Raw genomic sequence first — 15,811 nt, forward strand, 5'->3', positions numbered from 1 at the left:
TCTTAGGTACTTTTTTATTCTGCTCGTGCAGTGTGGTAACAGGCAATCGCCCGTAAAAGTCTTCATCCCTGACCCGTTCTGCAAAAAATTTGTGCTGCCCTGACGTCACACATTCTCCGACTATGGCGGGGAGTGCCAGTGAAATGCCGGAGGTTAAGTATTACTCAATTTTTGGGAGCCTTGTCACTATCCCTGAAAACCCGGAGTTTTCTGATAGGACAATTCTCAAAAACATTTGTTTTACGAAAGTGTGATGTCTCAGCGTGCGTTGACAATGCCGGAAAAAACATTTTTTAACAAGAAAAATTCGTTAAAGTTTTTTTCTTCGTAATTTCAATGGTTTGACCGATTTGCCTGCACATTCACAGTCTGAGAGCTTCTGTGAACCACCCAACTAAAATACGCGAAGCCCGGTTTAATAAGAATTATTTTCAGACTCTCAGCACATTTATCAGAATATCCTTAGTTGCATTCTGGAAAACATGGTTCGGAAAATGCACGGATGGTTTTGCGATACTTAAGTGTGGTGATGGAAAGATAGTTAGAAAGTTAATGTTCAGGTTCGGGATAGTTCTGTCAGGAACAGGGCGAGTAAATCAAATACTTCACCGAACAAATGCTCACAGAACGGGGCGAGAAGGGGCATCAGCAGGCTGATGGTTAAAATTCCGACTGATAAGGTAATCGGGAAGCCGATTGCGAAGATCGATAACTGTGGTGAAACGCGGTTTAACAAACCCAGTACCAGATTTAGCATGAGTAACAAAACGATTAAGGGCAGCGCTAACATCATGCCATTAAGGAAAATTAATCCGCCCGATTTCACCAGCGCCATAAAAGCATTGGCATTCAGCGGGTGACCGCCAATCGGCAGGGTATGAAAACTGTCCGCCAGTAACGACATCAGCCACAGGTGTCCGTTAAAGGTCAGGAACAGTAACATCGCCAGCATGTCGAGAAAGCGGGCCAGCACCGGCATGTTCAGACGGCTGCCGGGGTCGAAAAAGGTGGCGAACGACAGACCCATCTGCAGGCCAATCACTTCCCCGGCGCAGCGCACGGCTGCGAAGGCAAACTGCATGGTGAAGCCCAGTGCGATGCCAATCAGCATCTGCTGGATCAGCAGCCAGAATCCGGCAGGGGAAAAGAGCGTGACATTAACAGCAGGCAGCAGCGGCATCAGCAGCCACGTGATCATCACCGCCAGTCCGATTTTGACACGCTTACTGACGGAACGTTCACTGAGGATCGGTGCGGTGGCGAACAACGCCATGATACGCACCAGTGGCCAGAAGAACTGGCTGACCCACTGAACCAGCTGGCTGCTGTCGAGAGTAATCATCAGCCGATGATGTAAGGCAGGTTAGTAAAGACGGTGCGGATATAGTCCAGCAGCAGATTCAGCATCCACGGGCCGGCAATAATCCCGGTGGTCGCCACCGCCAGGATCTTGGGAATAAAGGATAAGGTCTGTTCGTTGACCTGGGTTGCCGCCTGGATCAGGCTGATCAGCAGGCCGCTGACCAGCGCAGCCAGCAGCAGTGGGGCGGCCAGCATCAGGGCGACGCGCATCGCTTCCTGTCCCATTACCATTACTGATTCGGGTGTCATGTGTTGCTCCGGGAAGAAAAGGGGATCAGGAGTAGAAGCTTTGCGCCAGTGAACCGACCAGCAGCTGCCAGCCATCGACCAGAACAAACAGCATCAGTTTAAACGGCAGTGAGATGGTCGCGGGCGGCACCATCATCATCCCCAGCGCCATCAGCACGCTGGCGACGACCAGGTCAATGATCAGAAACGGGATAAAGACGGTAAAGCCAATCTGGAACGCGGTCTTCAGCTCGCTGGTCACGTAAGCGGGCAGCAGAATGCGCATCGGCACGGCTTCCGGACCGGCAATCGGTGCCACGTTTGCCAGCCGGGCAAACAGGGCTAAGTCCGCTTCACGCGTCTGGCGCAGCATAAAATCACGCAGCGGCTGGGCTCCTTTCTCAATCGCCACATCCATGCTGATCTTGTCCTGACTGAAGGGCAGATAGGCATCCTGATAAATCCGGTCAAAGGTCGGCGCCATGATAAAGAAGGTCAGGAACAGCGACAGGCCAAGCAGTACCTGGTTTGGCGGGGCAGAGGGCGTGCCCAGCGCGTTACGCAGCAGACCAAACACAATGATGATACGGGTGAAGCTGGTCATCATCAGCAGCACCGCCGGAATAAAGGTCAGCGCCGTGATAAAGACCAGCGTCTGCACCGGCAGCGACCAGCTCTGACCGCCATTGGGCAGCGAATGACTCACCAGGCCCGGCAGCTGGGCATGGGCAACCGGTGCCAGTAACAGGAGTGGCAGTAAAGGAAGCAGTCGACGCATCATGGGTTTTTTCCGGGACGTTTAACCAGGTTCTGTAACAGCTGACGAAAATCCTGTGGTGCACTGTTGACCGGCGTCACTGACGCCGGTTCACCCGGCGGCAGGGTGTGCAGGTGAGTAATCTGCTGTGCGGTGATGCCCAGCACCAGACGGGCATCGGCGGTATCCACAATCACCACCCGCTCACGCTGGCCCACGGAGACGCTGGCTGTGAGCTTCAGCTCCTGGCTGCTGACCTTTTTCGGCGCGAAGCCGACACGGCGTGCCAGCCAGGCGCAGGCCAGAATCAGTAAAATAATTAACGCTAATACGCTGCTGACCTGAGCCAGCATCGAGCCGGTGGAGATCGCCTGGGCCTGAGGTGCAGCCGGTTGCAGCGTTTGATTCTGGCTGGTCATATTCAGCGACTCAGACGACGCATACGTTCAGACGGGGTGATGATATCGGTGATGCGAACGCCATATTTGTCGTTCACGACCACGACTTCACCCTGAGCGATCAGGTAGCCGTTAATCAGGATATCAAGCGGTTCACCCGCCAGGCCATCCAGTGACACCACGGAACCCTGCGTCAGACGCAGCAGCTCTTTGATGGTCATCTTGGTGCGGCCCAGTTCCACGGTGAGCTTCACCGGGATATCCATAATCAGATCGATGTCCTGCAGTGAGCCTGCCACATTCGGGCTGTCGAATGACTTAAAGACGTCATCGGTTTGCGGCGCGCTGCTGCTGCCGACCTGCTCATTCATCGCTTCAGCCCACAGATCGTCCGCAGAGATATCGTCAGACGGTTTATTACTGTCAGTCATGGGGCTGTTCCTCGTTCAGCGAATTCAAAATCGGGTTAATCAGGTGTTCGACACGGAGCGCATACTGGCCGTTCATCGTGCCATATTGGCTGGTTAAAACCGGGACGCTATCGACATGGGCGATAATGCGTTCCGGCTTCTCAATCGGCAGCACATCGCCGGGTTTCAGCTGCAGGATCCGTGACAGACGCAGCGAGGTTTCGGCAAAGTGAGCGATCAGTTCCAGCTCAGAGTGCTGCACCTGTTTGACCAGGTTGTCACGCCAGTGGTTATCTTCCTGGCGGGAGTTTTCGAGCGGTGGGTTCACCAGCAGCTCGCGCAGCGGTTCAATCATTGAAAACGGGATGCAGATATTAAACTCACCCACCAGGTTACCAATCTCCACCTGGAACGGCGTGTTAACCACGATATCGTTCGGTGAGGTGGTAATGTTGGTGAACTTTACCTGCATCTCTGAACGTACATATTCGACGTCCAGGGGATAAATCGCCTTCCAGGCGTCGCTGTAACCATCCAGCGCCAGCTTCAGCATGCGGCGAATAACCCGCTGCTCGGTATGGGTGAACTCACGACCCTCGACCTTGGTCGGGAACCGTCCGTCGCCACCAAACAGGTTATCAACGGCGATAAAGACCAGGCTGGGTGAGAACACCACCAGCGCGGTGCCGCGCAGCGGTTTCAGGTGGATCAGGTTCAGGTTGGTTGGCACCGGCAGATTGCGGGCAAACTCATGATACGGCTGAATCTTGATCGCCCCGACGCTGACATCCGGGCTACGGCGCAGCAGGTTAAACAGCGCCATACGGAAACTACGGGCAAAACGCTCGTTAATGATCTCCAGCGCCTGTAAACGCTCGCGCACCACGCGGCGCTGGGTGTTCGGGTCGTAAGGACGAATATCGCCTTCCGGCCCGCTTTGTTTCTTTTCTTCTTCCGCGCTGCCACTGTCGCCGTTTAAAAGGGCGTCAATTTCAGCCTGGGAGAGAATGCTATCGCCCATTGATTCACCTCAAAATGAAGGCGGTAAACAGCACGTCGTTTACAGCCTGCGGAGGTTGACCTTTCACCAGCGGAGGTGTCAGCGCCTGTTTGATTTGTTCAACAAGCGCCTGTTTTCCCTGCTCTGTCGCCAGGGCCGAAGCACTCTGACGCGAGAGCAGCAGCAGCAGACGGCTGCGCACCTCAGGCAGATAGTCATTCATCCGACGACGGGTATCCTCATCGGCCAGACGCAGGGTAAAGCCTACGTACAGCACGCGGTCAGGATCGTTGTCGGGATTGACCAGGTTAACCGTAAATGTATCAAGTGCAAAAAAGACCGGAGCGGGAGGCGGTTCAACTTTCGCCACCTCAGGCTTATCGCCCTCGTGTTTGTTCATCATTCGCCAGACTGCATAGCCTGCCACGCTGCAAGCGGCCAGCGTCACAATGAGCAACACCGGTATTAAGAGTTTACGTTTGCGGCCTTTAGCTTTCGCGTTATCAGACATGGTTGCAGTTACTTCCTGTGAATTATGGGCAAGCCTCTCGGCTCACGGGACAGATTATCCCGCGTCTTAAGTCAAACCAATGGGCAGAATAGACGCGGGTTTTACGCTTACCTTCAGCGTTTATCGCTGTCAGGCAAAAGTGTCGACGGCGCTGTTACCGCTGACGCGAGCCTGAAGGGCGGCGGGGACGGCAATCGGCGTAATGTCGGTGTCACTGTCCTGGGGGAGGGAGAAGCGGCCATGCTGTCCGTCGCGGCGCGCCTCCTGTTGATTCTGGAAGCTCTGGCTCTGCGCGGAACTGTCACTGCTCACCTGACTCTCGCCCAGGTTGATACCGCTCTCTGCCAGCGCGCTGCGCAGCTGCGGTATCGCGGCTTCCAGCGCCGATCTGACGTGGCTGTGGCTGGAAACCAGACTAATCTGTGCCTGGTCGTTATCCAGTTTCAGGCTGATCTGGATAGCGCCGAGGTCTTCCGGATGTAAACGCAACTCCGCGTTCTGCTGGCCGTTGCGACTGAACATCACAATCTGCTGACTCAGCGCCTGCTGCCACTCGTCGCTGCCCAGCTGCGCATTCAGCATCGGCGTTGAGGGGGTGCTGCTGGTCGCTGACGCGGTCACCGGCGCGGGCAGGGTGCTGGCGCTCGTAATCGGGCCGCTGATGTTCAGACCACTGTCGCTGGCGCTGCTGTGCGCCGGGGCCTGATCATCCTGCTTCATCATCGCACTCAGCGCCTGCTGGAAATGGCTGTCTGAGGCCAGGTTCAGGCTGCTGTTGCTGCTCTGCGCGGTGCTGCTGCTCTGGCTCGCCGCGTTGCTCGCTGCAGGCGCGTTCAGCGCCGCACCTTTTATCTCGTGCTTCTCATCTTTAGCCGGTGCAGTGCTCTGCGATGAGCTGCTCTCCGGTGTCGTGTTCAGCATCTGTGTCAGCGCGGTCAGCGCTTTACGGCCGCCATCGCTCTGGCTAATCATCTCACCCGATTCACTGCTGATCGGCGGTGGCGCGCTGGCTGTCGCCGTGGCCGCACCCGGCAACATGGCGAACAGCGCCTGCACATTCTGCAGCTCGCTGGCGCTTAAGGATGCCGCGTCCAGGCTCTCTTTATCATCGGCTGATTTTGACCCAGCTTTAATATTTTCCGGTTTCAGCAGGGCGGTCAGATTAGCAGGATTATCCCGTGTTGCCAGCAGCGCACTGAGCGGAGAAGCCGGTCGACGCTCATCGACCATTTCTGCTTTTGCGTCAGCGGATTGCGCCGCTTTTCCCTGCTGTTTTGCCAGGCCAAGCAGCTGGTTTCCCAGCGCGGTCAGAAAGTCCTGTGGCAGGGCATCTGACCCTGCCGCAGCGTCGGTTGCGACTGATGGTTCTGCGTCGGTTTTAGCCGTCGCTTTCATGGCAATGTTTGGCAGCGTAATCATTCGCCTCTCCTCAATGCGGCCCGTTGGGCAAATTCGTCCATCCGTTTCTGGTCGAGACGGTTTTCCTGTCGTAATGCATTTTCCGCTGCCCGCGTGATCAGGGTCTGATAGGCGTTCAGCCGCTGCTGTTTGTCACGCCAGTTGATCAGCGCCTGCTCCAGGCGCTGATTCCAGTTATTAAGCTGATTACGGTGCTGCTCAATCGCTTTTTCCAGCGTCTGAATAAACTGGTGATAGTTAGTCCAGCGGGTACTGGCAATGCCGCTCGACATGTCATCGTTAAGTTTGTTGCGATATTCATCCTGATAGTCGAGCAGCATCGTCAGCTGCTCGTTGGCGGCATGCTGACCGCGGCGCATATCGCCCAGATAGATGGCGGCCCGTTCGAGATCCTGCTCCGCTAAGTCGCGCAGCGTATCGATAGCATTTGCCGTTTTCATAGCCATTACCTCGCGTTAATCAGGTTGAGGCGCCAAACAGCGCATGGAGATGCAGGCTGGCGTCGTCATAATCGCTGCGCTCAAAGATGCCCTGTTGCAGGAAAGCCTCCATCTGCGGATAGAGCCGGATGGCTTTATCCAGCATCGGGTCGCTGCCGGCGGCATAGGCGCCCACGCTGACCAGATCGCGGTTACGCTGGAAGCTGGAGAGCAACTGCTTGAACTGGCGCACCTGGGCATAGTGGTTCTCATCGATCAGCGAGGTCATCGCACGACTGATCGACGCTTCAATATCAATGGCCGGATAGTGACCCGCTTCACCGAGCCGGCGCGACAGCACGATATGGCCGTCGAGAATCGCACGCGCGGAGTCGGCAATCGGGTCCTGCTGATCGTCACCTTCGGTCAGGACGGTATAGAACGCGGTGATGGAACCGCCGCCATCGATACCGTTACCGGCACGCTCAACCAGCGCAGGCAGTTTGGCGAACACGGAAGGCGGGTAGCCTTTGGTTGCCGGGGGTTCGCCGATCGCCAGGGCAATTTCACGCTGCGCCATGGCGTAGCGGGTCAGGGAGTCCATAATCAACAGCACATGCTTGCCGCGGTCGCGAAAATCTTCCGCGATACGGGTCGCGTAGGCGGCACCCTGCATACGCAGCAGCGGTGAAACGTCTGCCGGGGCGGCGATGACCACCGAACGGGCGCGACCTTCAGCCCCGAGAATGTTCTCGATAAAATCTTTAACTTCGCGACCACGTTCGCCAATCAGGCCAACCACGATCACGTCCGCTTTGGTGTAGCGCGCCATCATGCCAAGCAGCACGCTTTTACCCACGCCTGAACCGGCAAACAGGCCCATACGCTGCCCGCGACCCACCGTCAGCAGGGCATTAATGGCACGCACGCCGGTATCCAGTACGTCGGTAATCGGCGTACGCTGCAGCGGGTTAAAAGGCGGCGTGATCAGCGGGGCGCGATAGCCGGTATCCGGTGATGGCAGACCATCCAGCGGTCGGCCACTGCCGTCGAGTACGCGGCCCAGCAGTTCGGGGCCCAGCATCAGCTGTTTGCCCGCCTGCGGATTGTCGCCGCTCTGGCGCGCATAGACCCGCGCACCGGGTAAAATGCCGTCCACCTCTTCCAGTGGCATCATCAGCAGCTTCTGACCGTTGAATCCCACCACTTCGCTTTCGATTTCGCTGATGTTTTTGCCATCGTTGCGTTCGATGATGCAGGTTGCGCCCAGCGGCAGCTGTAAGCCCGTGGCTTCCAGCACCAGGCCGGTCGCGCGGGTCAGACGGCCATAACGGCGTACCGGCTGCACCTGGGAAATGCGTTTTTCAAAGGCGTCCAGCGAGCCCAGCCAGCGGTTCAGACGGGTGGTCATCAGATTTCTCCCGGTGCGGCGAGGCGGCAGAGTTCCTGCCAGCGTGTCGCGACGCTGGCATCCAGATCGCCATCTTCCGCGCTGAGTTTGCAGCCGCCAGGGTGCAGGGTGCTGTCAGCGATCAGCCGCCAGCCGTGCAGATCCAGCGTCGGACCCAGGGTCTGTTCAATGCGCTGCAGATCGTCAGGGTGGACGCGCAGCTGAGGTTTGCCGCTGAACATCGGTTCCTGTTGCAGTAAACCCTGAATCTGACGCAGCAGGGCGGTGCCATCCACCGTGGTGGCCTGGCCAATCACCGAGCGCGCGGCTTCCAGCGCCAGCTGCATCAGGCGGGCAGCGATGACGCTGTCCAGCGACTCCAGCGTATTCTGAAACTCGGTGACCAGCTGGGACATCCGCGCCTGCAGGGGAGCCTGCTGCTGCTGAGCATCGGCCAGACCCTGCTGAAAACCGGCGTCGTAGCCCGCTTTCTGACCTTCGGTGACGCCCTGCTGAAAGCCTTCGTTGTAACCCTGACCCTGCGCCTCTTTGCGCATCTGCTGCTGCAGACGTTCAAGCTGCTGCTGCTGCTCATCAACGCCGTCGTCAGATTCAGCGATCTCCGGCAGTGCCTCCGGTTCAGGCTCATCAAAACGACCCAGATCGGTAGGCTGCCACAGCTGCCACGGGCGGGCAGAAAATGCATCAGACATAGGTTTCCTCGCCACCACCAATCACCATCTCGCCAGATTCGGCCAGGCGGCGAACAATCAGCAGGATTGCTTTCTGTTCGTTCTCTACAGCAGACATCCGCACCGGACCGCGGTTGGCCAGATCGTCGCGCAGAATGTCGGCCGCACGGGCTGACATGTTTTTGAGGAACTTCTCGCGCAGCGGCTGTTCGGCCCCTTTCAGTGCCACCAGCAGCTGCTCGGACTCCACTTCCTGCAACAGGCGCTGGATGCTGCGGTCGTCCACTTCCACCAGGTTTTCGAACAGGAACATCTCGTCGATAATTTTCTGCGCCAGCTCGCCATCGAAGTCGCGAACGGCTTCGATAACCGCCTCTTCCTGCTGGGTTTTCATCAGGTTGATGATCTCGGCTGCGGTTCTCACGCCGCCCATCTTCGCGCGCTTGAGGTTGGTGCCATCCAGCAGGCCGTTCAGCACTTCGGTCAGTTCGGCCAGCGCGGCAGGCTGCACCCCACCAAAGGTCGCGATACGCAGCATCACATCGTGGCGCAGACGCTCGTCGAACAGCGCCAGAATATCGGCCGCCTGACCCCGTTTGAGGTGAACCAGGATGGTGGCGATGATCTGAGGGTGCTCGTCGCGGATAAGGTCGGCAGCGGCCTGCGGCTCCATAAAGTTGAGCGTTTCCATCCCGCTGGTGGTTTCCCGCGTTTCGAGAATATCTTCCAGCAGACTGGCGGCGCGCTCCTCGCCCAGCGCACGGGTCAGCACCGAGCGCAGGTATTCGTTGGAGTTCAGGCTCAGCGCCGCAAACTGCTCGGCATCGGTTTCGAACTCACGCAGTATCTCGGTCAGCTGCTTGTGTGACACCTGACGCATGCTGGCCATCGCGGCGCTGAGGTGCTGCACTTCGCGCTGGTTCAGATGTTTAAACACTTCCGCGGCGCGCTCTTCGCCAATGGTCATCATCAGGATGGCGCTTTTTTCAGTTCCGGTCAGACTCATAGCTCTTTACTCATCCATTCGCGAATCACCAGCGCAACAACGCGCGGATCGTTTTCTGACATGTCGCGGATGCGTTGACTCATCACTTCTGCGCTCATGCGGTTGTTAGACTTACGTTCCTGCTCCAGCTCATCTTTGCTGAGCTGCACACTAAAGGCTTCCTCTTCTTCCTGCTGCGTGGCGCGGGCGGCAACGGCTTCGGCGGCGGCTTTCTCGGCAGCCTGCTTACGCACCAGATGCGGACGCACCATCTTGCGGTAGAGAATGAAGGCCACCAGGGCAATCAACAGCCATTTACCCGCACTCATCAGCTGATCAAAGAAGGACTGCTGCTGCCAGAAGGGCAGGTCGGTGCTCACCGGCTCAGTTGAGTTGAACTGCGAGTTCACCACGTTGATGCTGTCGCCACGCGTCTGGGAGTAACCCATCGCTTCACGGGTCAGATCTTCAATCTGCTTCAGCTGCGCTTCATTCAGCGCGACCGTTTTGCCTTTATCGTCGGTACGGAAGTTCACCACCACCGCAACGGAAAGCCGCTGTACGTCACCCACGTTGAGTTTGGTATGACGAATGGTGCGGTCCAGCTCGTAGTTCACCGTGTCATCACGACGTGAGTTGGTCGGCGTCGCGCTGGCTGTGGCGGTGCTGGTGGTCTGGCCGGCGTTGTTCTGTCCGTTAGCATTCTGACCATTGGCGTTCTGGCCATTGGCCGCATTGTTATTTGGCGTTGTGACCGGCGCTGAGTTAGCTGGCGCAGGCTGGTTAGAGAGTGCGCCCGGCACGCCACCCGGATACGGGCTGCCCGATTGATCGCTGGTGCTGGTCTGACGCGAGCGGATCGCTGTATTTGACGGATTCGCGTTAGGCTGATATTTCTCGTCAGTCTGCTCGCTGGTATCGAAGTTAATCTGCGCGGTGACCTGCGCATGCACGTTGCCCTGGCCCACGATAGGGTTCAGAATCGCTTCAATACGTTGCTGATAACGCGCTTCCACTTCAGAGGCATATTTCAGCTGTGCATCATTCAGATCGCGCCCGACTGAGTCGGAGCGGGTCAGCAGGCGACCGGTCTGATCAACGACCGTCACGTTGCCCGGCGGTAAACCGGCGACGCTGCTGGAGACCATGTGGACGATGGCCTGAATCTGGCCTTCATCGAGCGCACGGCCAGGCTGCAGCGTTAAGGTGACAGAGGCAGACGGGGCTTTCTGCTCACGCACGAACAGGGTCGGTTTTGGCATCGCCAGATGGACACGGGCGCTTTTGACCGGCCCGAGTGATTCGATCGTGCGGGCCAGTTCGCCTTCCAGCGCGCGCTGATAGTTAACCTGCTCGCTGAACTGGCTGATGCCGAACTTCTCTTTATCGAGCAGTTCAAACCCCACCGAGCCGCCTTTCGGCAGACCCTGCTGAGCCAGACGCAGACGCAGCTCGTGCACGTTAGCCTCAGGCACCATCAGTGCGCCGCCGTTTTCAGCGAAGCGATAGGGGATGTTCATCTGCGTCAGCTGCGTGACGATAGCCCCGCCATCTTCATCAGAGAGGTTGTTGTACAGCACGCTGTAGCTGGGCTGTTTTGCCCACAGCACCATCGCGATGACGATCGCGATAACGGCGGCGGCGGCGACGATAAGAGGAATACGCGGATTGGCGCGCAGGCGAGCGAGCAGGTCACCGAAGCCTTTCTTTTCTTGATCTGGTGTGGCGGCTGTACTCGCATTCATGACCGATTCCTGCCTGACGTAATTGACCGGGTAAGTTGAGATGGCAAAACAGACTCCCTGACCTGCGTAGATAAAATTTCCACTTCAATGCCAGGCATTATTAGGTGATAAGCAAAATTCGATGCGTGGATAAGGTAGGTTTTTTGCTGTCATTTAGCGCCTTTGTCTCATTGACAACGTGTTAACTTTTGCCCACAGAAAAAATCCCACCCTCTTTTATAAGGTATCGTTCATGTCTATTCAGGCTATTGACGGCGTACTCCAGCAGCTTCAGGTCACCTCACTGCAGGCCAGCAACCGCAGCAGTGAAGCCACAAATCAGATCGACTTTGGTGCAACCATGAAGGCCGCACTGGATAAGATCAGCGAAACGCAGACGACCGCCCGCACCCAGGCGCAGGATTTTGAGATGGGGAAACCCGGCGTGGCGCTGAATGATGTGATGGTCGATCTCCAGAAATCCTCTATCTCCATGCAGATGGGGATTCAGGTCAGAAACAAGCTGGTCTCAGCGTACAGCGAGATTATGAATATGCAGGTGTAGCAAAACTGAACCGGCTGGACGGGTAAAAGCAGCGTGTGAAGGGTGAGGTCGCATAACGGACCTCCCTCCCGAGTCTGCACAGAAGAGGTGGGGCTGAGAACAGCGGCGTCAGCAATCGCGCCACCCTTCGCTATACTCCTTCACATCCCGGGCGGCGAGGGAGGAAACACGGTTTCCCCTGCATCGCTGCTCTGTTTCCCTTCGCTCCAGCAGGACGCCAGCATTATGAATAAAAGAGTCACCCTGATAGCCTGTCTGTTCGCCTTGTCAGCCCCCGCCTTCTCTGCCACGCAGTGCGGGCCGTTCTATCTGAAAGCGGATAAGAATCACTGGTTCTCCGTCAATGGCGAACGTGCGAAAACGCAGAGAGTGACGTTCAGTAAGGAGAAGGGGGATTACGAAAACGCAACGGTAAAGCTGCGGGCTAAAAACGCCCGGGCGCCGGGCATGGTTGATTTAGAGCAGACAACGCGCGCGGGGAAAGCAGAGCTCAGGGCTGAAATCGTCCGAACCAGCCAGAATCAGATTCGGATACGCGGATCTTACGATTGTGTACAGGCGGAGTAAGCCGGGCTGCCCTGGCCGCCTCTGTCAGCGTGCAGCCACTTCAGGTGGTTAATATCGGAGAAGGGCGGCCATACTTTGCTGCCTGCGTGCAAACGCTGTAATCATGGCCAGGCTATCTGACTAACGTGATGTCTTACACGCTGTGACCATATCTGAAATTGCGGCCTGAACGTCAGACGCCTTCGGGTCAGCGTAGAAGGTGGCACTGGTCTGATTGCGGCTAAACCTGTCAATTTCGACCCACGCGACCGTTTCGCCATCCTGTTCAAGGTTAAATCTTTTTGTTCCCCCCGGCAGCGGATCATCCTGAGCCAGGTAAAGCTGCTGATTCTGTGCCGCCTCACTCAGGCAGGACTCAAGCTGCCAGGGATGCCCGTCAAAATACGCCATTTTTACCTGAGGATGCAGTCCGACGCGTCCCATGTCCACGCATCCGCTCAGCAGAATCAGGCTCAGGGCAATAACGCTTTTTTTCATTCCAGACACTCTCATCGTTGCTGACACTCTGCGCCGTGACAAAGAAAACGGCTCCCTGTCATTCCGGACAGATAATAGCGTATTACGCAATGATAATCCGGCTGCATCACGATGGTCGTGTGCTGTTCAGCGTCGTAAAAGAGAAGGGGGAAAGCAGGCTGCGCATCAGACCGGTCAATCTTCAGCGATCGATTAACAATGAGGAGGGCGACAGAGTGCGTGACAGACCAGCGCGCCCGGAGGACGCGCCTCACAGGAGTTACTGCGCTTTGAAAGGATCTTTTTTATCATCCTGGCTGTCGTCATTTTTGCGCGGCACTTCCCCGTGATCTTTTGGGGCATCCGTCGCAGGGTGATCATCTTCCTCATAAGCGTTGCCCACGTGCGGCGCTGCTTCCGGCAGACTCTTGCTCACATCACCTTCATGCTTACGTTCTTCGTTCGTTTTGTGCTTAAACATCATTCGCTCCTTTTGGTTCCCAGTGCTGTAAGTCTAGACCAGCGCTGAGATCTCGCCTCCGGCCCTGTCAGAGACATCGACGTGAAAGGAGCTCTCTTCACTGCGGGTAACGCCAGCACCAGGCTGTTAGTAACTTCGATTAAAAAATTCGATTGAACTGATTAACAAAAGGCATATAGTGAGCTGCGTTACCAGGAGATAGAGATTATGTTACGAGATCATTTAAAGATTGAAGCGGAAGACCAGTTAATCGAGCAGCGGTCGCTGAGCCTGCGAAATCGGGGTCAGGAAGAGGTCACCGAGTGGATTATTGTTAACCGCGAAGGGGTTAAAAAGGGCGGCGTCACGCTGTTCGATAAACTCACAACCCGCCGCTCATGGCCGGTCAGCTACCGGATTATGCAGACCGACCTGCAGGGTAATGTGGTTGTCGATCGGCTGACCGACGCACTCTGATTTCCCGACATATTGCCACCACGGTTAAATGCAGAACCGATAACCCGCACCCGGCGGGTTTTTTTATGGCTGACGAAAGCGGCGCAGTTCGACCAGCGTACCAATCAGCTTCAGGTTATCGCGCCGGGAGTGCAGCTCAGGGAAATTGATATTGACCGGTGCGAGTTCAAACTGCGTGACACCCTCTTCACTGCCTCGCTGACGCCAGGTTCGCAGCAGGGCGACCTGTTGCTGTAGCGCCAGCACGCTGTCGCCAGGCTGCGGTGACAGGCTGGGATCGATAATCACCACATCATCGCGCAGAATCGCCGGTGCCATCGACTGATCCTCTACCCGAAAGGCAAAACTCTGCTGAGACAGCGCCATATCGTTATGCATCAGACGATCCTGCCGGACAGAAGCGGGATCACTTAGCCATTGCGCCACATCGCGCTGCGCCAGCAAAGGAATCTGGTGCAGCCCGGCCCAGGCGCTTTCGCTGAAAACAGGACCATCACCCTCTATCAGAAAGGCCGGTGCGCAGCCCAGTGCTTCAGAGAGCCGAAGCAGGTTTTCGCCACGCGGCAGAGTCTCCTCTTTTTCCCATTGCGAAACGGCCACATGGGACACGTTTACCTGCTGCGCCAGCTGCTTCTGCGTTAACTGCAGTGACTTGCGTCGGAGTCGGATGCGATCACCCAGGGTTTCGTTTTTCATCTGCTTGACTTTTTGGTTAAGAGTGACTTAAGTATACTTAAACCTGGTATTTAAGCAATCTTAAATTCGTGGGGGAAAAGGTGGCTGTTAAGCATGCCGTGAGTTCCAGAGACCTTACCGGAAAAAGGGGTGTGGCATGGAAAGTAGTCTGATTACCAGTATGGGTGCGTTAGTTCTGGGTGGGGGCGCCGCAGCACTTTTCTGGAAACCGTTGTTGGCGGGTATCGCCTCAATCGTGACCAGTAATCGGGCAGGCGGCGAAATTATTACCAGTTACAAAGAGCAGGTGGTGTTGCTGAAAGAGAGCAATGCGCTGATACGGGAGGAGAATGATGAGTTACGCGAACGGCACGACAGAAATCTGCGGCGTATTGCCACGCTTGAAACCGATCTCCGGTTAATCAAAAACGCAGTGGGTATTTTACTGGCAATGACCGAAACCGATCAGAACGATAAGTTTCGTAATGAAATTGATCGGCTTATCTCAACTCTGGAGGATCGCAGCGATGACACCGATAAATAGTCCTTTGACTGTTCTGACATACCGGCGAAAAGTGATTCTCGGCGGAATTCTGCTGAGCTGTTCGATGATCTGCATCCTGATGACCATCATTTTTCTCTATGTCAGCAACACCGCAAATAAACGGGTGGAGGAGATCCGGGCGGATTACCGGGTGATCGCCGCCCGCCGTGAGGACAAAGTCGATCTGCTCACGGATCAGGTTGCGGCGTTGCAGCATAAGCTTGATGCGCTGCCCGATCGCACAGCAGATAAAACGGTCAACAAAGTCAAAGAGGTGGTAAAAGAGGGCGATTTACCTTCGGCCGAAACGGGGCAATAGCCGTAACTTCCGATTATTCTTAGAGCGGCTTCGCTATTATCAACTACGTTTAAATCTCCGGGCGACATTTTCTATCTTAAATGCAGGCCCGCTGATTGGCTGGTTGATGAACCGCAAAGCCTAATCACTTTGGAAAACTGACCAGAAGGAAAATTAGCATGAGCGATTCAACTGAAACCAAGACCAAAAATGATTATCTGCGTGACGTAGCGTCGCAGCTGAAAGAGATGCGCCACTATGCGCAGACCAACACTGAAACCCTCTCCAGCCACTGGTTAGCCTTTGATGCCGGTGAATATAAAGACAAGACCAACGCTGACCGAATCGACGCGTTGCTCAACAAACAGGGTAAACTGCTGGACGACCTGGATGCCGCCATTCAGGATATTGAGATTGAAATTAATCACAGTGAGCAGGAGAGCTGATTCCTCTCCCGCTGACTGATGCGGTGGC

At 56.2% G+C, this 15,811-nt stretch carries 22 protein-coding genes; 6 read left to right on the forward strand and 16 right to left on the reverse strand.

Annotated features, from left to right (window positions below; translation table 11 throughout):
- Positions 1–556: 556 nt before the first annotated feature.
- The 13 genes from fliR to fliF all read right to left on the reverse strand — a co-directional run bounded on the left by fliR (position 557) and on the right by fliF (position 11,316).
- Complete coding sequence (gene fliR, locus F3I47_RS19120) at positions 557–1,342, reverse strand: flagellar biosynthetic protein FliR (protein WP_009089544.1); 786 nt, start codon at positions 1,340–1,342, stop codon at positions 557–559.
- Positions 1,342–1,611: a flagellar biosynthesis protein FliQ gene (gene fliQ / locus F3I47_RS19125; protein ID WP_003854466.1), complete on the reverse strand. Its 270-nt coding sequence runs from the start codon at positions 1,609–1,611 to the stop codon at positions 1,342–1,344. The genes fliR and fliQ overlap by 1 nt, the downstream gene beginning before the upstream one ends.
- A gap of 25 nt (positions 1,612–1,636) precedes the next feature.
- On the reverse strand, positions 1,637–2,368 hold the full coding sequence (gene fliP, locus F3I47_RS19130) for a flagellar type III secretion system pore protein FliP (protein ID WP_009089546.1): 732 nt from the start codon (positions 2,366–2,368) through the stop codon (positions 1,637–1,639).
- Entirely contained in the window at positions 2,368–2,766 is a 399-nt protein-coding gene (fliO, locus tag F3I47_RS19135) for a flagellar biosynthetic protein FliO (protein WP_046102081.1), read from the reverse strand. The genes fliP and fliO overlap by 1 nt, the downstream gene beginning before the upstream one ends.
- A gap of 2 nt (positions 2,767–2,768) precedes the next feature.
- Complete coding sequence (gene fliN, locus F3I47_RS19140) at positions 2,769–3,176, reverse strand: flagellar motor switch protein FliN (protein ID WP_058957683.1); 408 nt, start codon at positions 3,174–3,176, stop codon at positions 2,769–2,771.
- Positions 3,169–4,176, reverse strand: coding sequence for a flagellar motor switch protein FliM (gene fliM, locus F3I47_RS19145; protein WP_009089551.1), 1,008 nt, complete (start codon positions 4,174–4,176; stop codon positions 3,169–3,171). The genes fliN and fliM overlap by 8 nt, the downstream gene beginning before the upstream one ends.
- A 4-nt stretch (positions 4,177–4,180) precedes the next feature.
- Positions 4,181–4,666, reverse strand: a complete 486-nt coding sequence (fliL, locus tag F3I47_RS19150) for a flagellar basal body-associated protein FliL (RefSeq protein ID WP_009089553.1) — start codon at positions 4,664–4,666, stop codon at positions 4,181–4,183.
- 129 nt (positions 4,667–4,795) lie between these two features.
- The gene (locus F3I47_RS19155) at positions 4,796–6,085 is read right to left on the reverse strand and encodes a flagellar hook-length control protein FliK (RefSeq protein ID WP_150029822.1); all 1,290 of its coding nucleotides are present in this window, start codon (positions 6,083–6,085) and stop codon (positions 4,796–4,798) included.
- Positions 6,082–6,525, reverse strand: coding sequence for a flagellar export protein FliJ (fliJ, locus tag F3I47_RS19160; protein WP_009089556.1), 444 nt, complete (start codon positions 6,523–6,525; stop codon positions 6,082–6,084). The genes F3I47_RS19155 and fliJ overlap by 4 nt, the downstream gene beginning before the upstream one ends.
- Before the next feature lie 19 nt (positions 6,526–6,544).
- The gene (gene fliI / locus F3I47_RS19165) at positions 6,545–7,915 is read right to left on the reverse strand and encodes a flagellar protein export ATPase FliI (protein ID WP_009089558.1); all 1,371 of its coding nucleotides are present in this window, start codon (positions 7,913–7,915) and stop codon (positions 6,545–6,547) included.
- On the reverse strand, positions 7,915–8,607 hold the full coding sequence (fliH, locus tag F3I47_RS19170) for a flagellar assembly protein FliH (RefSeq protein WP_046102078.1): 693 nt from the start codon (positions 8,605–8,607) through the stop codon (positions 7,915–7,917). The genes fliI and fliH overlap by 1 nt, the downstream gene beginning before the upstream one ends.
- The gene (fliG, locus tag F3I47_RS19175; protein ID WP_009089561.1) at positions 8,600–9,592 is read right to left on the reverse strand and encodes a flagellar motor switch protein FliG; all 993 of its coding nucleotides are present in this window, start codon (positions 9,590–9,592) and stop codon (positions 8,600–8,602) included. Before fliG ends, fliH begins: the two co-directional genes overlap by 8 nt.
- Positions 9,589–11,316 carry a flagellar basal-body MS-ring/collar protein FliF gene (gene fliF / locus F3I47_RS19180; RefSeq protein WP_150029823.1) on the reverse strand — a complete coding sequence of 576 codons (1,728 nt, stop codon included), beginning with the start codon at positions 11,314–11,316 and terminating at the stop codon, positions 9,589–9,591. The genes fliG and fliF overlap by 4 nt, the downstream gene beginning before the upstream one ends.
- Before the next feature lie 232 nt (positions 11,317–11,548).
- On the opposite strand from fliF, the gene fliE reads away from it, so the two are divergent.
- Positions 11,549–11,860: a flagellar hook-basal body complex protein FliE gene (fliE, locus tag F3I47_RS19185; RefSeq protein WP_009089566.1), complete on the forward strand. Its 312-nt coding sequence runs from the start codon at positions 11,549–11,551 to the stop codon at positions 11,858–11,860.
- Positions 11,861–12,085: 225 nt separating this feature from the next.
- Positions 12,086–12,427 (forward strand): hypothetical protein, encoded by a 342-nt coding sequence (locus tag F3I47_RS19190; RefSeq protein WP_150029824.1) that lies wholly within the window; start codon positions 12,086–12,088, stop codon positions 12,425–12,427.
- A gap of 120 nt (positions 12,428–12,547) precedes the next feature.
- On the opposite strand, the gene F3I47_RS19195 is transcribed toward F3I47_RS19190, so the two are convergent.
- Complete coding sequence (locus F3I47_RS19195) at positions 12,548–12,904, reverse strand: hypothetical protein (protein ID WP_046102076.1); 357 nt, start codon at positions 12,902–12,904, stop codon at positions 12,548–12,550.
- Between the two features lie 259 nt (positions 12,905–13,163).
- Positions 13,164–13,364, reverse strand: coding sequence for a hypothetical protein (locus F3I47_RS19200; RefSeq protein WP_046102075.1), 201 nt, complete (start codon positions 13,362–13,364; stop codon positions 13,164–13,166).
- A gap of 207 nt (positions 13,365–13,571) precedes the next feature.
- On the opposite strand from F3I47_RS19200, the gene F3I47_RS19205 reads away from it, so the two are divergent.
- Complete coding sequence (locus F3I47_RS19205; protein WP_046102074.1) at positions 13,572–13,820, forward strand: hypothetical protein; 249 nt, start codon at positions 13,572–13,574, stop codon at positions 13,818–13,820.
- A 63-nt stretch (positions 13,821–13,883) separates the two neighbouring features.
- On the opposite strand, the gene F3I47_RS19210 is transcribed toward F3I47_RS19205, so the two are convergent.
- Positions 13,884–14,516 carry a helix-turn-helix domain-containing protein gene (locus F3I47_RS19210; RefSeq protein WP_150029825.1) on the reverse strand — a complete coding sequence of 211 codons (633 nt, stop codon included), beginning with the start codon at positions 14,514–14,516 and terminating at the stop codon, positions 13,884–13,886.
- Positions 14,517–14,652: 136 nt separating this feature from the next.
- Between F3I47_RS19210 and F3I47_RS19215 the strand changes: the two genes are divergently transcribed.
- The 3 genes from F3I47_RS19215 to F3I47_RS19225 all read left to right on the forward strand — a co-directional run bounded on the left by F3I47_RS19215 (position 14,653) and on the right by F3I47_RS19225 (position 15,783).
- The gene (locus F3I47_RS19215) at positions 14,653–15,039 is read left to right on the forward strand and encodes a hypothetical protein (RefSeq protein WP_009089595.1); all 387 of its coding nucleotides are present in this window, start codon (positions 14,653–14,655) and stop codon (positions 15,037–15,039) included.
- A 79-nt stretch (positions 15,040–15,118) separates the two neighbouring features.
- Positions 15,119–15,358 carry a hypothetical protein gene (locus F3I47_RS19220; protein ID WP_223812754.1) on the forward strand — a complete coding sequence of 80 codons (240 nt, stop codon included), beginning with the start codon at positions 15,119–15,121 and terminating at the stop codon, positions 15,356–15,358.
- A 158-nt stretch (positions 15,359–15,516) separates the two neighbouring features.
- Complete coding sequence (locus F3I47_RS19225) at positions 15,517–15,783, forward strand: hypothetical protein (protein ID WP_009089598.1); 267 nt, start codon at positions 15,517–15,519, stop codon at positions 15,781–15,783.
- Positions 15,784–15,811: the final 28 nt, after the last annotated feature.

Origin of the sequence: Pantoea sp. M_10, assembly GCF_008631515.1 — a bacterium.
Classification (GTDB): domain Bacteria; phylum Pseudomonadota; class Gammaproteobacteria; order Enterobacterales; family Enterobacteriaceae; genus Pantoea; species Pantoea anthophila.

What these genes read in the sequence shown, in the direction of transcription:
- F3I47_RS19215 (WP_009089595.1), top strand. Translation starts at nt 14,653, where the DNA reads ATGGAAAGTAGTCTGATTACCAGTATGGGTGCGTTAGTTCTGGGTGGG.
- fliN (WP_058957683.1), bottom strand. Translation starts at nt 3,176, where the DNA reads ATGACTGACAGTAATAAACCGTCTGACGATATCTCTGCGGACGATCTG.
- fliL (WP_009089553.1), bottom strand. Translation starts at nt 4,666, where the DNA reads ATGTCTGATAACGCGAAAGCTAAAGGCCGCAAACGTAAACTCTTAATA.
- fliF (WP_150029823.1), bottom strand. Translation starts at nt 11,316, where the DNA reads ATGAATGCGAGTACAGCCGCCACACCAGATCAAGAAAAGAAAGGCTTC.
- F3I47_RS19220 (WP_223812754.1), top strand. Translation starts at nt 15,119, where the DNA reads ATGACCATCATTTTTCTCTATGTCAGCAACACCGCAAATAAACGGGTG.
- F3I47_RS19200 (WP_046102075.1), bottom strand. Translation starts at nt 13,364, where the DNA reads ATGTTTAAGCACAAAACGAACGAAGAACGTAAGCATGAAGGTGATGTG.
- F3I47_RS19225 (WP_009089598.1), top strand. Translation starts at nt 15,517, where the DNA reads ATGAGCGATTCAACTGAAACCAAGACCAAAAATGATTATCTGCGTGAC.
- F3I47_RS19205 (WP_046102074.1), top strand. Translation starts at nt 13,572, where the DNA reads ATGTTACGAGATCATTTAAAGATTGAAGCGGAAGACCAGTTAATCGAG.
- fliO (WP_046102081.1), bottom strand. Translation starts at nt 2,766, where the DNA reads ATGACCAGCCAGAATCAAACGCTGCAACCGGCTGCACCTCAGGCCCAG.
- fliE (WP_009089566.1), top strand. Translation starts at nt 11,549, where the DNA reads ATGTCTATTCAGGCTATTGACGGCGTACTCCAGCAGCTTCAGGTCACC.
- fliQ (WP_003854466.1), bottom strand. Translation starts at nt 1,611, where the DNA reads ATGACACCCGAATCAGTAATGGTAATGGGACAGGAAGCGATGCGCGTC.
- fliH (WP_046102078.1), bottom strand. Translation starts at nt 8,607, where the DNA reads ATGTCTGATGCATTTTCTGCCCGCCCGTGGCAGCTGTGGCAGCCTACC.
- fliG (WP_009089561.1), bottom strand. Translation starts at nt 9,592, where the DNA reads ATGAGTCTGACCGGAACTGAAAAAAGCGCCATCCTGATGATGACCATT.
- fliP (WP_009089546.1), bottom strand. Translation starts at nt 2,368, where the DNA reads ATGCGTCGACTGCTTCCTTTACTGCCACTCCTGTTACTGGCACCGGTT.
- fliI (WP_009089558.1), bottom strand. Translation starts at nt 7,915, where the DNA reads ATGACCACCCGTCTGAACCGCTGGCTGGGCTCGCTGGACGCCTTTGAA.
- fliR (WP_009089544.1), bottom strand. Translation starts at nt 1,342, where the DNA reads ATGATTACTCTCGACAGCAGCCAGCTGGTTCAGTGGGTCAGCCAGTTC.
- F3I47_RS19155 (WP_150029822.1), bottom strand. Translation starts at nt 6,085, where the DNA reads ATGATTACGCTGCCAAACATTGCCATGAAAGCGACGGCTAAAACCGAC.
- F3I47_RS19190 (WP_150029824.1), top strand. Translation starts at nt 12,086, where the DNA reads ATGAATAAAAGAGTCACCCTGATAGCCTGTCTGTTCGCCTTGTCAGCC.
- F3I47_RS19210 (WP_150029825.1), bottom strand. Translation starts at nt 14,516, where the DNA reads ATGAAAAACGAAACCCTGGGTGATCGCATCCGACTCCGACGCAAGTCA.
- fliJ (WP_009089556.1), bottom strand. Translation starts at nt 6,525, where the DNA reads ATGAAAACGGCAAATGCTATCGATACGCTGCGCGACTTAGCGGAGCAG.
- F3I47_RS19195 (WP_046102076.1), bottom strand. Translation starts at nt 12,904, where the DNA reads ATGAAAAAAAGCGTTATTGCCCTGAGCCTGATTCTGCTGAGCGGATGC.
- fliM (WP_009089551.1), bottom strand. Translation starts at nt 4,176, where the DNA reads ATGGGCGATAGCATTCTCTCCCAGGCTGAAATTGACGCCCTTTTAAAC.